The 13,989-nt window shown below is 60.1% G+C and carries 11 protein-coding genes; all 11 read right to left on the minus strand.

The window, feature by feature from the left end:
• Window positions 1-32: 32 nt before the first annotated feature.
• A complete protein-coding gene (locus tag AC3RLQ_RS21410) occupies window positions 33-374 on the minus strand; it encodes a hypothetical protein (RefSeq protein ID WP_493030676.1) in 342 nt (113 codons plus the stop codon).
• Between the two features lie 101 nt (window positions 375-475).
• Window positions 476-1,891: a sulfatase family protein gene (locus tag AC3RLQ_RS21415; RefSeq protein ID WP_493030677.1), complete on the minus strand. Its 1,416-nt coding sequence runs from the start codon at window positions 1,889-1,891 to the stop codon at window positions 476-478.
• 134 nt (window positions 1,892-2,025) lie between these two features.
• A complete protein-coding gene (locus AC3RLQ_RS21420; RefSeq protein WP_493030678.1) occupies window positions 2,026-3,501 on the minus strand; it encodes a sulfatase family protein in 1,476 nt (491 codons plus the stop codon).
• 16 nt (window positions 3,502-3,517) lie between these two features.
• Window positions 3,518-4,864 carry a sulfatase family protein gene (locus tag AC3RLQ_RS21425; protein WP_493030679.1) on the minus strand — a complete coding sequence of 449 codons (1,347 nt, stop codon included), beginning with the start codon at window positions 4,862-4,864 and terminating at the stop codon, window positions 3,518-3,520.
• Window positions 4,861-6,210, minus strand: a complete 1,350-nt coding sequence (locus AC3RLQ_RS21430) for a sulfatase family protein (RefSeq protein WP_493030681.1) — start codon at window positions 6,208-6,210, stop codon at window positions 4,861-4,863. The genes AC3RLQ_RS21425 and AC3RLQ_RS21430 overlap by 4 nt, the downstream gene beginning before the upstream one ends.
• A 38-nt stretch (window positions 6,211-6,248) precedes the next feature.
• Window positions 6,249-6,851: a DUF2314 domain-containing protein gene (locus AC3RLQ_RS21435; RefSeq protein ID WP_493030683.1), complete on the minus strand. Its 603-nt coding sequence runs from the start codon at window positions 6,849-6,851 to the stop codon at window positions 6,249-6,251.
• A gap of 3 nt (window positions 6,852-6,854) precedes the next feature.
• Window positions 6,855-8,366 (minus strand): sulfatase family protein, encoded by a 1,512-nt coding sequence (locus AC3RLQ_RS21440; protein ID WP_493030684.1) that lies wholly within the window; start codon window positions 8,364-8,366, stop codon window positions 6,855-6,857.
• 35 nt (window positions 8,367-8,401) lie between these two features.
• Window positions 8,402-9,862, minus strand: a complete 1,461-nt coding sequence (locus AC3RLQ_RS21445) for a sulfatase family protein (protein WP_493030686.1) — start codon at window positions 9,860-9,862, stop codon at window positions 8,402-8,404.
• Window positions 9,863-9,907: 45 nt separating this feature from the next.
• The gene (locus AC3RLQ_RS21450; protein ID WP_493030687.1) at window positions 9,908-11,386 is read right to left on the minus strand and encodes a sulfatase family protein; all 1,479 of its coding nucleotides are present in this window, start codon (window positions 11,384-11,386) and stop codon (window positions 9,908-9,910) included.
• A 48-nt stretch (window positions 11,387-11,434) separates the two neighbouring features.
• Complete coding sequence (locus tag AC3RLQ_RS21455; protein WP_493030688.1) at window positions 11,435-12,295, minus strand: alpha/beta hydrolase; 861 nt, start codon at window positions 12,293-12,295, stop codon at window positions 11,435-11,437.
• An 18-nt stretch (window positions 12,296-12,313) separates the two neighbouring features.
• The gene (locus AC3RLQ_RS21460; RefSeq protein ID WP_493030689.1) at window positions 12,314-13,903 is read right to left on the minus strand and encodes a sulfatase-like hydrolase/transferase; all 1,590 of its coding nucleotides are present in this window, start codon (window positions 13,901-13,903) and stop codon (window positions 12,314-12,316) included.
• Between the last annotated feature and the right edge of the window lie 86 nt (window positions 13,904-13,989).

A 13,989-nucleotide genomic window follows, 5' to 3' on the forward strand; every position in this document is an offset into this window, starting at 1 on the left:
GCAGCAGCAGGTTCAAACATACCATGGATGGATCATTGCACCACCTGGCTGATTTTCTTCACGATGAAGACCGCCACATCGCCGCGCTCTGGATAATGCTTCGTGCCATGAACGCCGCTGACGGAAACAACCACGCCATCTCTGATCCACGCAAAGGCCTCCACCGGCAAAAGCACCTGAACGCGCTGCTTTTCACCATAGCGCAGCACCCAGCCGGTGGTTTCACCACCGATGGCAACTCGCTGTTCGAGCGTGCCCATGAGCTGAACTTCAGGAACTGCTGCAGGGCTGGGGACAGAAGGTGTGGGCTGGCCCTGAGTCACGGAACACAGCAGGCATGTGAAAAGGAGGGTGGCAAGAATGGAGTGTTTCATAGGAGTGGTGGTGCTTGTTCAGAGATAGATTACCCGACCAAGCGCCAACTCTGCGCCGGATTTGAAAATAATTGGAGCACGCGCATCCAGGCCGCGGTCGCCTAATCGCCAAACACCTTCTGCAGATCCACCTTGTCGCCAAGGTCGGCGGAGAGTTTCAAGAGACGTGCATACATCTCTTTTTTCCTGGCCGCATGTTCGGGTTTTGCGGCCAGATCGGTCATCTCCTGAGGATCTTCGGCGAGTCGGTAGAGGCGCAGCACCCTGGCCTTAGGGTAGGCGATGAGCTTCCAGCCATCGTGAGTGACGGCACGCTGGAGCTCCAGATAGGCGCCATAGACGGACTCGTAGCTGGACTGCTTCTGGGTGCCATTGAGCAGCGGGCGCAGGCTGTGGAAGAAGACGTGCTGCGGCTTCTCGGCTTCGGCGAGATCGAGCGCCGTGGCCATGACATCCTGCAGGTAGATGGCGTTGTCGTTCTTCGCACCCTTGGCCACGCCGGGTCCGGCGACGATGAAGGGGACGCGCACGCTGTGGTCATACATGTTTTGTTTGCCGATGAGGCCATGGTGGCCCACGGCGAGGCCGTGGTCGGCGGTGAAGAAGATCCAGGTGTTGTCCGCCAGGCCGGACTGGTCCAGCGCATCGAGGATCTTGCCGATCTGCACGTCGAGGTGGGTGATGAGCGCGTAGTATTCGCTGCGGTGCGTCTTCACGGCGAACTCGGTGCGCGGCATGGGCGCGAGGTTTTCATCACGCAAGGAGTGCGGGCAGCCCATGGCGTCCTTGTAGGGATACTCGGGGATGAAATTCTGCGGCATCTGCATGCGGCTGAGCGGATACATGTCCTGGTATTCCTTCGGCGCCTGCCGTGGATCATGCGGCGCATTGAAGGCGGCATAGATGAAGAAAGGCTGCGCCTGCCGCTTCGCATCGGCGAGGTATTCGAGCGTGTGGTCGCTCACCACCTCGCTCCAATGCCTGCCGCCTTCCCAGTAGCCGCCCAGCGTTTTGTCATAGGGGCTCCAGGCATCGGTCTGGTTTTCAATGGGGCGGTTGTAGGCGGTGGGAACGGTCTTGGGCATGCCCTCGCGCACATCAGCGGTGACATCGAAGCATTTGGCCGCGGCGGTCTGCAGATGCCATTTGCCGGTCATGTAGGTTTTGTAGCCCGCCTTGCTCATGAGCTGCGGCCAGAGCACGCCCTTCTGGCGCTCCTTGTCGGTGGTTTTGTACACGGCGTCCGCGCTCCACACGCTGCGCCCGGTGTTCAGCATCGTGCGGCTGGCCACGCACACCGCGCCGCTCCAGGAGCCCATGTTGTAGGCGTGGGTGAAGACGGTGCCGCGTGCGGCGAGGCGGTCGAGATTCGGCGTGTCGATGTCCGTGTGGCCAAAGGCGCGCACGGCCTCGTAGGTGTAGTCGTCTGCGAAGAGAAACAGGACGTTTGGCTTCGCCGCAGATGCTGAATGCAGCACAACAAATGACGAAAGCGCGATAAGCAGGATGGTCTTCATGGTTGGGGAAAATGTCTGGTTGGAATACGATTCATCACTCTCCAATTCGATGCCGAAACAGCCTCTGCTGCGGTACGGAGTTTCGTTCTCAAGTGATTCATCATGGTTGAGCGATCAGCGTGCCGCCGGTGAAATTACTTCTTCTTTTTCCCTTTCTTCCCGTTTTCACTCTTCCACATCACGATGTCGGCAAAGTCATTGGCGGAGTCCGGTCCCGCCGTGCTGCGACCGCGTTCGATGTCGGCTTTCAAAAGTTCGAGAAGCTGGTTCACGATTTCAGGCTTCGTCTCGAAAAGGTTCGTCGTCTCGCCGATGTCGTTCTGCATGTCGTAGAGCTGGCCCTTCGGTGAACCGGCAGGCATTTGCTTTTCATTGGGCGAGGACCAGCCGCCGGAACCCCTGGCCAGCGCGAGTTTCCACGCCCCCTGGCGATACGCGAAGTGACCGCTGATCGAGTGATGAATGACACCGTGGCGTGTGGAGACAATCGGCAGACCCTTCAGTGCAGGCAGAAAGCTTACGCTGTCTTTACAGCTTCCCGCGGGCACCGGACGTCCGACGATCTCGGCAGCGGTGGCAAAGAAATCAACGAGACAAATGAGCTGCCCGGAGGTCGAGCCTGCCGCGACGTGTCCCGGCCAGCGCACAATGAAGGGAATGCGGTGCCCGCCGTCCCAGATGTCCGCCTTGGACCCCCGCATCTTCGCGCTGACCTGATGGCCTTGCAGGGCTAGTTTGTCGATGCCCGCCGCCTTCGAGCAGCCGTTGTCGCTGGTGAGAATGACAAGTGTGTTGGACGTCATGCCATTGCGTTCCAGAGCCTCCGACACCGCGACGGCGACATCGTCGGTCTGCATGACATAGTCGCCATAATCCCCCAGGCCGCTTCTGCCCTGCCATTCGGGTGCGGGAACGATGGGTGTGTGCGGCGATCCCAGTGGCAGATAGAGAAAGAACGGCTCTTGCCTGCCTTTGCGCGAGTCAATGAACTCCACGGCCTTGCGCCGCAGCCGCGGCAGCATGTGCACCACCGGGTCGTGCTCGATGACAGTGTCGTTCTCGATGACCGCCTCCATGTCACGCGCGTGGTGAAAGCCGTGGTAGTAGTCAAACCCGCGCGCGACCGGCCCGTCGTGAATCTGTGCTCCGACCGGCGGAATCTTGAAGTCTTTGGCTTGATAAGGTTTGCCGGTTTGGGGGTCAATATACTCGAAATTCAGGTGCCATTTGCCGATGATGGCCGTGTGGTAGCCCGCTTGCTTGAGAAAGCTGGCGACTGTGGGCCGGTCTGCCGCGATCAAGCTTGGCGCAAAGCCTTCCACCACCCAGCTCTGCAGTTTCGTCCGCCAGCTGTAGCGCCCCGTCATCACCCCGTAGCGCGTAGGCGTGCAGACCGAAGAACCTGAATGCGCGTCTGTGAAGATCATCCCCTGCGCCGCCAGGCGGTCCATGCCCGGCGTAGAGATCTTCCCATGCGCGGGATTGAGGCAATGCACATCTCCATAGCCCAGGTCATCGCACATCAGGAAGATGATGTTGGGCCTCAGCTCTGCGGCTGATGACAAATGCCAAAGGCAGAATGACGAGAGGATGAGCAGAAGCGGGCGCATGTTGGTGATGAAAAAATTACTCCTCATTCCCCTTTTTCTTCCCTTTCTTGCTCTTCCTCTCCTTGCCTTTTCCCGAGGATTGGAACTCGCGATCAAGCTCAATGGGTCGGGCGTCTTTGAATTGGTCGAGAGCGGTTTGCAGTTTGTTCTTGGCGGAGGCGGCTTCATGGCTCAGCGTGGTGGCGGCAATATCCTGCTTCTCCAGTTCATCCGTACTCAGATCGTAGAACTGGCCGCTACGATACAGTTTGAAGCGCTGATCAAAGGTGTACTCACGCACGGTCATATCCTGGCTCTGCCGCGGTGAGTACCAGGTGTAGAGCCAGTCGCGGGGCGTGCCTGCTTCTCCTTTGAGCTGCGGCAGAAAGCTCACGCCATCGGTGCCTTCAGGCACCTTTACGCCGGCAGCGGCGCAAAGGGTGGGGAGGAAATCGGTGCTGCTGACGAGATCCGCAGAGACGCGGCCCTGTTTCATCACGTCGGGCCAGCTGGCGATGAGCGGCACATGCGTTCCATGAGATGTGGTGCTGCCTTTGCCACCCTTGTAGTCCGCTCCTTTGAAGCGGCTGGTGATGCCGGAGTTCGTGCCGTTGTCACCGAGGAAGAGTAGCAAAGTGTTGTCGCGGATGCCGAGCTCATCAAGCTTCGCGACCACGCTGCCCACCAGCTTGTCCATGTAGGCGGTCATATCGGCGAAGTGCTTGGGCGACTGCTGCTTGTTCTCGCTGCTGATCGTCGGATCCCAGTCCGGACTGTCCGGCGTCGGCTGGAACGGATTGTGCGTGAGGATCATCGGATAATAGAGAAAGAAGGGCCTCTCCTTGTTCTTCGTGATGAAGCTGAGCGCGAAGTCGTTCACCAGCGCGGGGCCGTACTCGCCATGAGTAAAATCTTTCTCCACGCCGTTGTATTCCAGGCCCGGGTTCGCGTAGCGCGGTGGGCGGCGCGTCTGCTGCCACAGGCAGGATTCATCAAAGCCGAAGTGCTGCGGCGAATCCACTTCCCCGCCAAGCTGCCACTTGCCGCAGATTCCGGTGGCGTAGCCTGCGCTCTTCATGAGGCTGCCAAAAGTCGTCTCCGAGCGCAGCAGCGTGCCGAAGTTGATGTAGTTGCGCACATTGTACCGTCCCGTCATGAGCTGCACCCGCGTAGGCGTGCACAGCGGCTGCACATGGCAGTTTTCAAAGCGCACCCCGCTGGCCGCGAGTTTATCGATGTTCGGAGTCTGATACGACTCCCCGCCATTCGCCGTGACGCACTCGTAGCCGAAGTCATCGACCATGATGAGGATGATGTTTGGCTGCGCGGCGAATGACGAATGCCAGAGGGCGAACGTCGAAAGGATCAACAAGAAGCTTTTCATGGTTCGCGGACTTCGGGCTTCTGCCAGGGCGTGGCGCCGCCGATCTGCACGTGCGTGCGCAGGGCGGTGGAGAGTTCTTTGAAGACCTTGGGTGCCTTGCCGATGAGGTTGGTCTTCTCCTGCGGATCGTTCTTGAGGTTGTAGAGCTCCAGCGGGCTGTAGGGCGTGTTTTGCATCAGCTTCCACTCGCCACGGATGATGGCCTCGTAGCTTTTGCCGCCGTAAGTCGCACCTCCTTCACGCCGGACGAAGTAGAGATCTCGCGGAGCGTCGATGCTGCCACCGTTGAGGATCGGCACGAGGCTGATGGCATCAATGCCAGGTGAAGCCTTCACACCAGCAAGTTCAAGAAAGGTGGGGAAAAGGTCAAAGTTCAGCCCCGCGTAGTCGCTGCGTGAGCCCGCCTTGATGTGCCCCGGCCAGCGCACCATGAAGGGCACGCGCAGGCCACCGTCGTAGTGACTGGTCTTGCCATCGCGCCAGGGGTCGTTGTTTTGCGCATGCGGCAAGGAGCCGCCGTTGTCAGAACCAAAAGCAACGACGGTGTTTTGATCGAGCCCGGTTTCCTTCAAGACGGCCAGCAGTTGTCCGATGCGATCATCCAGATGCTCCACCAGCGCGACATTCATTGCACGCTTTTCATCAAGCTGCGGCGCACGCGCTTTCACCTTGGCCACCCATTCCTCCGGCGGCTCGATGGGGAAATGCGGTGCATTGAAGGCGAGGTAGAGGAAGAAGGGCTGCTTCTCCTTCGCCCGTTCACGAAAGTAATCCGCCGCCCAGCCCGCGAAGATATCCGTGGCATGCCCTTTCGGGTCGATGACCTCCGCATTGCGGCGCATGTAGTTGTGCCCCTGACGCAGATGCGTGGTGTAGCTGTCCATCATGTCGCCGAGGAAGCCGTGGAAGAGATCGAAGCCGCGCTCATTCGGCGTGTTCGGAGACTCGAGACCCAAATGCCATTTCCCAATCACCGCTGTGTGATAGCCAACCTTCTTCAGCTCATTCCCAATCGTCGGAATGCCAGGCGCAAGATAACCCCACGAGTCCTCCGGATTCGTGCGAATGACACCGGGAACCCCCACGCGATCTGGAAAGCGCCCAGTGAGCAGTGCGGCCCGTGAAGGCGAGCACACCGTGCAGTTCGCCCGCATGTTCTGAAACAGCATGCCCTCCGCCGCCAGCTTGTCGATGTTCGGCGTGTGGCAGTCTGAGGCATGGTAGGTCGAGACATCGCCGTAACCGAGATCATCAGCATAGATGATGAGAAAATTCGGGCGCTGCTCCGTGGCGAACAACGACGCTACAATGAAGAATGACGAAAGGATGAGCGAGAGGGGTTTCATGATCGGTAAAAGTCGAACAAACAAATCTTGCGGGTGAATCAGTCGTCGATGGCGAAGACGTGCATTGGATGGAACCAAAGCTCGTCACCTTCATGGATCGCGGTGTGTAGATGAGGCTGGCTCAACAGGCGTCCTCGATAACGAATATTCTCTGCATCAGTTTCGAGCACCTCCACCCACATGCGCTCGCAGTCGTTGTCTTGACGTTCCGACCATTCATCTGCGAATCGGAATATCAGCTTCGCCAATTGTCCTGCTTTGAGACCTTCGCGAATTTCGGCAGCAGGAATCTCACAAAATTCTTTGTACGAAGTGGCATCATCCAGATAAAAGCCATCGTCTTTGAAAACAGGAAAAGGATGGTCCTTCAGGCGTACCCAGGGGCTCTGACGTGCAGTTCTTTCTGCTGCCCAACCATAGGGCAGATCGTGCAGTTCTCCGATGGTAGGGTCCAGCTTGAACACGTGTTCGAGGCACACAATCATGATATCGGACAGCTCCGGAATGCGATCCGGATGAAACTGCCATGCACCATCCTCCCAGTCGTGATGAACACGACAGATCGGCTCACCCTGCATAACGTATCGTGATACGAAAGCCGCGGTGTTGGCTGCGTCTGCGAATGGCCAATCCTTGATCATGACTCACTGCTTGGCCTGTTTCTTCTTCGCATTCTTGGCCTTCGGCGCAGGCTCCGGCACTGGCGGCAGTCCATCATCCGGCTGGTTCCAAAGACGATAAGGATCATCGAGGCGGCGCATTTCGCTGAGGAGCAACGCCTCCATTTCGGCAAGCTTGGCGGCGTACTCAGGATTGCTGGCGAGGTTGGTCTTCAGCGGGTCCTTGCTGCCGTGCTCCTTGAGGAGTTCGTCAGGATTCGCGGCGAGATTGAAAAGTTGCGTCTCATGCACGGCGCCGTTCATGGCATCATACTTGATCAGCTTCCAGTCGCCCTGCTGCACGCAGCGCATGCCGGGCTTGGTGCCACCGCAGTAAACGCCGTACATCACATCGCGCACGGCGGTCTTTTTACCTTCGAGCACCGGCTTGAAGCTGACGCCTTCATTGCTTTCCGGTGCGGGGATGCCCGCGATGTCGCAAAGCGTGGCCACGATGTCCAGCAGGTAGATGTTTCCCGGCACGCGGGAGCCGGGCTTGATGCCGGGGCCTTTGACGATGAAGGGCACGCGCCAGGTGTGCTCGTAGAGGTTCTGTTTCCCCTGCAATCCATGGCGTCCAATGGCGATCCCGTGGTCTGCCGTGTAAACAATGTAGGTGTTGTCGAGCTCACCCATGGCCTTAAGCTTCTCCAGCACGCGCCCGATCTGGATGTCGATGTTCTCGTTGCAGGCGTACTCACGGCCGATCTCATTTCGAATGGTGGCTTCATCGCGGTTCTTCCACACCCCGCTGACTTCCACTTCGTCGCGCACGCCAGCATCGCCATTGTTGAAGGGATGCGCGGGCAGGTAGTTCGGGGGAAGCGCGGGCTGCTTGGAATTCAGCGCAGGCAGCGTGTTCGGATCTTCGTGGTTGGTTGCACCGTATTTCGCCAGCAGCTCGGGGCGGCCGTCGCGGGTGTCATGCGGATGGGAGAAACCAAAGTTGATGAGAAAGGGGTCCGTGTCCTTCTTCGCCTCGCGCTCGTTCAGGTACTCCATCACTCGGTCGCCATGCCAGGTGCTGCCGGTTTCATCGGTGCCGCCACGCTTGGTGGCATCATGCCGCACGGTGAACTGCTTATTGGCTCCCTCATAGGAGTTGCCCTGTTTGCAAGTCCGCATCGTGTCGTAACCGGCGCGATTGAACACCGCTGCCAGCGTGTTCAGCTCCAGATTCGGCGGGCAGTGCTCCTTCGCGCCGGGGCCGATGGGCAGATGCCACACCGTGCGCCCGCTCATGATCATGTGCCGCGAAGGCGTGCACACCGCACCGCTGAAGGAGCCCATGTGCCGCGCAGAATCAAAGACCATGCCTTCCGCCGCGAGCTTGTCGATGTTCGGTGACTGCAGCGGTGACTTCGGATTGTAGAACTTGAAGTCAAAGGGTGACTGGTCATCCACAACGATGAACAAGATGTTGGGACGCTTCGCCGGAGCGGCAAAGGACGATGCCAAAAGGCAGAATGACGAAAGGATGAGAACGAGGGCTTTCATGGTTGGGAGAGCTAGGTGGGATCTAAAACCTGTCATTATTCGGCCTTGGCCTTCTTGCCCGCACCTTTCTTGGCGGCGGCTTTGCGCGCACCTCGCTGGTCCATGGGCAGCAGGGCACCGCCGCGTGCGTTCATCTCGGCATCGCACAGCGCGCGCATTTTTTGCAGAGCCTCGGCATGCGCGGGATCGGATGCGAGGTTTTTGAGCTCATCGCGGTCGGTTTCCAGATCATGCAGAAACTCATACGCAGGCTTTTGATCGAAGTAGCGCGCATACACGTAGCGCTGGCCGCGGATGCCTTCCCAGGTAAGCGTGGGTGCGAGGTCGAGGTGCTCGCAGAAGAAATGCGTGCGCCAGGGTTTGTCGATGCCCTTACCTTCGATCAACGTCGAAAGGCTGCGACCTTCGTAGGCGTCCGGGCGCTTCACTCCGGCCCAGTCGATGAAGGTGGCGGGCAGGTCCACATTGAGCACCAGGTCATCCACCACGCGTCCGCGTTGTTCCTTGGGAAGGCGCGGATCATAGACGATCATCGGTACCCGCAGTGACTCCTCATAGTGCGACCACTTGCCCTGAAAGCCGCGATCCCCGAGGTAGTAGCCGTTGTCGGCGGAATAGACGATGATCGTGTTCTCCGCGAGCCCGGCCTCCTTCAGCGCGGCAAGCACACGCGCGATGGCTTTGTCGACACCGCTGATCATGCGGTAGTAGGCACGCAGGTTGATCTCAAACTTCTCCGGCGTGTCGTAGCCCCAGAACCAGCGCTCCCGGTTGATGGAGTCTTTGAGGAACTGCGGATGCGCCTCATAGATCGCGGGATCTCCCAGCCGTGCCGGTGGGATGGAGCGGTCTTCATACATACCGTCAACCGACTGCGGCCAAGGATACAGGCCTATGCCCGGGCGGTGGTCATTGTCTTCCGCATGCGCCGCATTGAACCACAGATTCAACGCGAAGGGTTTGTCCTTGGGCTGGGATTTGATGAACTCGATGCCCTTGTCACACACGAGGTCGGTTTCGTGGCGCTTGGTGCCGTCGGGCATCGTTTTGAAATACGGATTGCGGCCGATGGCCTCGTACTCGTCATACTGCTCCTGCGGCTTGAGGCCCTGCGGGGCGATCATGTGCCATTTGCCAATGTGGCCCGTGCGGTAGCCTGCCGCGCGCAGCAGCACGGGATACATGGTGGCCAGCGCCTCCGGCTTCACGGTGGGGATGGCATCGCGCTGCGCATGAGACCGCGCCCACTGGCCTGTCAGCACCACCGCACGGCTGACCCAGCAGACTGCTGTGGTGACGTGTGCATTGCTGAAACGCACCCCCTGTGCCGCGAGACTGTCCACCGTGGGCGTCTGCACGATGGGGTGCCCCGCGCAGCTCTGCGTGTCCCACCGTTGATCATCGGCAAAGAGAAAAAGAATGTTGGGGCGCGACGGTTCAGCAGCAGAAGACACCGCCGCCAAACCCAGGGACAACAAAACGAAAACAGATTTCATGAACCTCTGCGAACGAAGCCAATACCACCGATCTTCCGCCTGAGATCAGGGAATGCGCTGGTCTGCAGAGAGCCCGTAGCTTTTCTCCCACCACGCCACGCGCTCGGCATCGCTTGGCTGGGCTTTCTTCACGCGAGATTTCCAGATGCGTTCGTATTCGAGGCGCTTGTCTCGCTGGATGGCGCTCAGCGGCGGCTCCGTTGGCGGATCTCCCTGCGCACCACGGTCCGGGCTGGTGTTGATCCACTTGTCCATGGCGCTGCGCATGGCCGCCATCCGGTCCGCCACCTGGGCATCTTTGGCGATGTTGTGCAGCCCCTGCGGATCCGCTTTAAGATCGTAAAACTCCAGCGCCTCGCGGCGTGGCGTCAGCCACTGAGCTTGAAATTCATTGAGCTTGCCGGCCTCGTTCAGGACTCGCAGGAGCGGCATGGAGGGATAGCTGTACTCCTTGTAACCGGACCAGTTCAGCTGTGAGCGGGAGGGTTGAAAATTGCGCACAAAGAGCGCGTCCGTCTCGATCACCGCACGAATGCGGTCCATCGCATCACCACAGCGGTCACGCGCGGCAAACAGCCTGCTGCGCTCGGGAAATTCACGGCCTAAAATACCCCGGCCTTCCATCCATGGCGGGACGGGCAGGCCTGCAAGCGGAAGCATGGACGGCGCGAGGTCGATGAGGCTGACCAATCGCTCCTCCACAGCACCCGCAGCTACTCCCGGGCCGCGCATGATCAGCGGCACCTGCAGCCCTTCCACACTCAGCCATTGCTTGCCCCAGGGCATCGGCCGGCCGTGATCGGCGAAGAACATGACGATGGTGTTGTCCAGCACGCCCTCCGTCTTGAGCTGATCAAGGATGACGCCGACACGCTGGTCCACGACTTCCACACTGCGCTGATACGCATACCAGTCACGACGCACCAGTGGATGATCGGGGTAGTTCGGCGGGATCTGGATGGCCTTCAGCTTCGCCTCGTCATACGCCTCCGGAATCGGAAAAGGGCGGTGCGGCTCGGTGATCTGAAACTGCGCGAAAAATGGCTGCCCGGGCGTGCGCTTCCGCCAGTCATTGCCATCATACATTTTCGCCGGATCATGGGCAAAGTTGTAGTGCGTCTTGGCCTTGGTGACGGGACGCCCGTTGCGCACCGTGTCAGGAGCCGCCGCATTCGTGACAAACCAGCCCGCTTCACGCAGCAGGTCCGGCAGCGGTTTGTAGCGCGGAGGCAGCGGCTGCGGATTTTCCACATCGTGCGGATGCAGCCCGGTCGTCGTTTGATAGCTCCCGAGGATGAAGGCCGAACGCGAGGCGCTGCACACCGGCGCCGTGGCGTAGGCCCGCGTGTAGCGCCGCCCCTCGGCAGCCAGCCGGTCAAGATTCGGCGTGCTCACCTCCTTCAAACCATAGGCTCCAATGTCCGGCGACATGTCATCGGCAATGATCCACACAAAATTCGGCCCCGCTGCAGCTGCCGCAGTGTGAACCATCAGAAGGACAAGGCTGGTCAGTACAAACTTCATGCTCATAAGTGAACGAGAAGCATGAGGATTTGTGTCAGCGAGTTGAACTCAAGGTTCCGAGATCCATTTCTGCGCCTTCAGCCAGGACACCAGATCCGCAAACCACGGATGCTGCGTGCCGATGAGACCGGTGCCGTGGTCGCCATGCTGGTAGAGATGCAGCTCATGGGGCACGCCGTTTTGATGCAGCGCAGCGGCATACAGCTGCGCATGCTCCACAGGCACCAGTTTGTCCTCGCTGGTGTGCCACAGGAAGCAGGGCGGCAGACCGGGGCGCACTTGCAGCTCGCTGGAGGTCTGGCGCAAGAGTTTGTCACTGGGCTTGTCACCGATGAGCATCTTGCGCGAAGTCGCATGCGGCTTGGTGATCATGCTGATCACGGGGTAGCAGAGGATGGCGAGATCCGGCCGTGGACTCACGCTGGGAGTGCGCCCTTCGATCTCGCCGTCTTCAGGCCGGTTGATCAAGGTGGAGACGAGATGCCCTCCGGCGGAGAAACCCATCACGCCTATGCGCGCGGGGTCGATCTTCCAGCGTGCGGCGTTGGCGCGGATCTGCCGCATGGATTCCACCGCATCCTGCAGCTGTGCCGGATAGCGGTAGCCCGCACTGCCAAGCCGGTAACGCAGCACGAAGGCCGTGATGCCCTGCTCATTGAGCCAGCGCGCAAACGGCTCCGCCTGCCCCTCATAGATGCCCGAGTAGCTGCCGCCCGGAATCAGCAGCATCGCCGCACCGCTGGCTTTCTCAGGCACATAAGGCGTAAGCGTCGGGATGTCCTTCGGTGCGGTGCCCAGAGCCCCCGGGGCTCCCGCCTGCCACAGCACGATGGGCTTCTCCGCCGCCGAAAGTGATGAATGGCAGACGAGCAGCAGGAGCGAAAAAATCAGCGTGCTAAAATACTTCATGGCGGCGGGATGATAAGGTCACGGACCTACAAACTCCTCACGGGAAAGCCGTCCATCCTGATTTTTGTCGAAATTCTTGAAGCGCTGCGCCGCGCTTTCGTTGTTGGAGAGACCCTCGCTGTATTCTTCCAGCGTGAGGATGCCGTCGGCATTCTTGTCCCATTTCTTGAAGGCCAATGCGCGGTTGGGTGCAGCTTTGGCGGGAGCCGCAGACGGCTTTTTACGTGCGGCGCCCGGCGCAGGCGGCGTGGGCACTGGCAGCGTTTTCTGCCAGGCACGCAGGGCGGAGGTCATCGCGGCGGTCCGCTGCGGATCGGCGGTGGAGAGGTCATGTTCCTGCGCACGGTCCTTGCTCAGGTCATAAAGTTCGGTGCGGCTGCCGCCATAGTTCTGGACCAGCGTGTGGAAACCGTCGCGCATCGCCAGTTGCGGCCAGTCGGCCTCCTGCGCATTCGGGCCGCGCCATTCCCAGAAGAGCGGCTGCGGGCGCTCGAAAGCCTCGCCTTTGAATGCCGCCAGCACATTCAGCCCGTCGCTTTGATAACCTGCCGGAGCAGCAACACCTGTCGCCGCCAGCAGCGTGGGCAGCATGTCCACTCCGGCGATCACGCTCGTCTTGTCCACCCGCCCCGCCGGCACCTGCCCGGGCCAGCGAACGAGGAAGGGCACGTTAACGCCGCCCATGTATAGACTGCGTTTGCGTCCGCGCAGTCCGCCCGTGGTGCCCACGCTGTGGTACAGTTTGTCAGTCGGGCGCGGCTGCGAATTCTCCGGGCCGTTGTCACTGGAAAAGATGACGATCGTGTTCTCGGCCAGCTTCAGTTCATCCAGCAGCGCCAGCACCCGCCCCACCTGCGCATCGGCCCGGGTGACGGCGGAGTAATAAGTGCGCTGCGGCTCGGCCGTGTCTGGATACGGCGCCTTTTGCTCCTCCGTGGCCGCGACGAGGTGATGCGTCTCGTGCAGCCAGAAATTGATGTAAAACGGCTTCTTTTCCACGCTCGCCTGCCTGACAAAACGCAGCACATGCTCCGCCGCCGCGATGGTTTGAAACGACGCGCCGGACTTGTCATGCGCATCTCCCGCCTGCCGCTCGACGCTCGTGCCTTCAAACACATTGCGCCCCGGCCCGGTCCACACAGCGGCATCATCGTAGCCATACTCCGCAGGCAGCGGGGCCTCGATGTCTTTGCCGCCGCCGGAGAGGTGCCACTTGCCGTAGTGCGCCGTGGCGTAGCCCGCTTCTTTCATGAGACGCGGCAGCAGCGTCACCTTCGGGTCCAGCCAGTCCGGCATGCCCCGGGCGACATTGTCCGCATGCCCGGCGAAATGCTGATGCACCAGATGCCGCGCCGGATACTGCCCCGTGACGATGGCCGTGCGGCTGGGCGAACACACCGGATTGCACACGACAAACTGCTGGAAATCGGTGCCCTCCTTCGCGAGGCGGTCCAGATTTGGCGTCTTCAGATGCGGGTGCCCATGGCAGGCGAGATCGCCCCAGCCCCAGTCGTCGGCGTAGATGAAGAGAATGTTCGGCCGTGATTCCGCCGCGAATGCCGCATTGAGCATGGCAAATGAGAAAAACAGGATCAGGAAGGATTTCACGCCATGAGAACGATGCTGATGGAACGATCTCGCGTGTTTCAGCGCAGCATTCCTTTCCGCTGGCAATTCACACCATTGTGACGGAC

The organism is Prosthecobacter sp. GW821-HT29F12 (assembly GCF_058803405.1).

Excerpts from the sequence above, each read along its gene's own strand:
- AC3RLQ_RS21420 (WP_493030678.1), bottom strand. The coding sequence starts at position 3,501 with ATGCGCCCGCTTCTGCTCATCCTCTCGTCATTCTGCCTTTGGCATTTG.
- AC3RLQ_RS21450 (WP_493030687.1), bottom strand. The coding sequence starts at position 11,386 with ATGAAGTTTGTACTGACCAGCCTTGTCCTTCTGATGGTTCACACTGCG.
- AC3RLQ_RS21425 (WP_493030679.1), bottom strand. The coding sequence starts at position 4,864 with ATGAAAAGCTTCTTGTTGATCCTTTCGACGTTCGCCCTCTGGCATTCG.
- AC3RLQ_RS21430 (WP_493030681.1), bottom strand. The coding sequence starts at position 6,210 with ATGAAACCCCTCTCGCTCATCCTTTCGTCATTCTTCATTGTAGCGTCG.
- AC3RLQ_RS21415 (WP_493030677.1), bottom strand. The coding sequence starts at position 1,891 with ATGAAGACCATCCTGCTTATCGCGCTTTCGTCATTTGTTGTGCTGCAT.
- AC3RLQ_RS21455 (WP_493030688.1), bottom strand. The coding sequence starts at position 12,295 with ATGAAGTATTTTAGCACGCTGATTTTTTCGCTCCTGCTGCTCGTCTGC.
- AC3RLQ_RS21410 (WP_493030676.1), bottom strand. The coding sequence starts at position 374 with ATGAAACACTCCATTCTTGCCACCCTCCTTTTCACATGCCTGCTGTGT.
- AC3RLQ_RS21435 (WP_493030683.1), bottom strand. The coding sequence starts at position 6,851 with ATGATCAAGGATTGGCCATTCGCAGACGCAGCCAACACCGCGGCTTTC.
- AC3RLQ_RS21440 (WP_493030684.1), bottom strand. The coding sequence starts at position 8,366 with ATGAAAGCCCTCGTTCTCATCCTTTCGTCATTCTGCCTTTTGGCATCG.
- AC3RLQ_RS21445 (WP_493030686.1), bottom strand. The coding sequence starts at position 9,862 with ATGAAATCTGTTTTCGTTTTGTTGTCCCTGGGTTTGGCGGCGGTGTCT.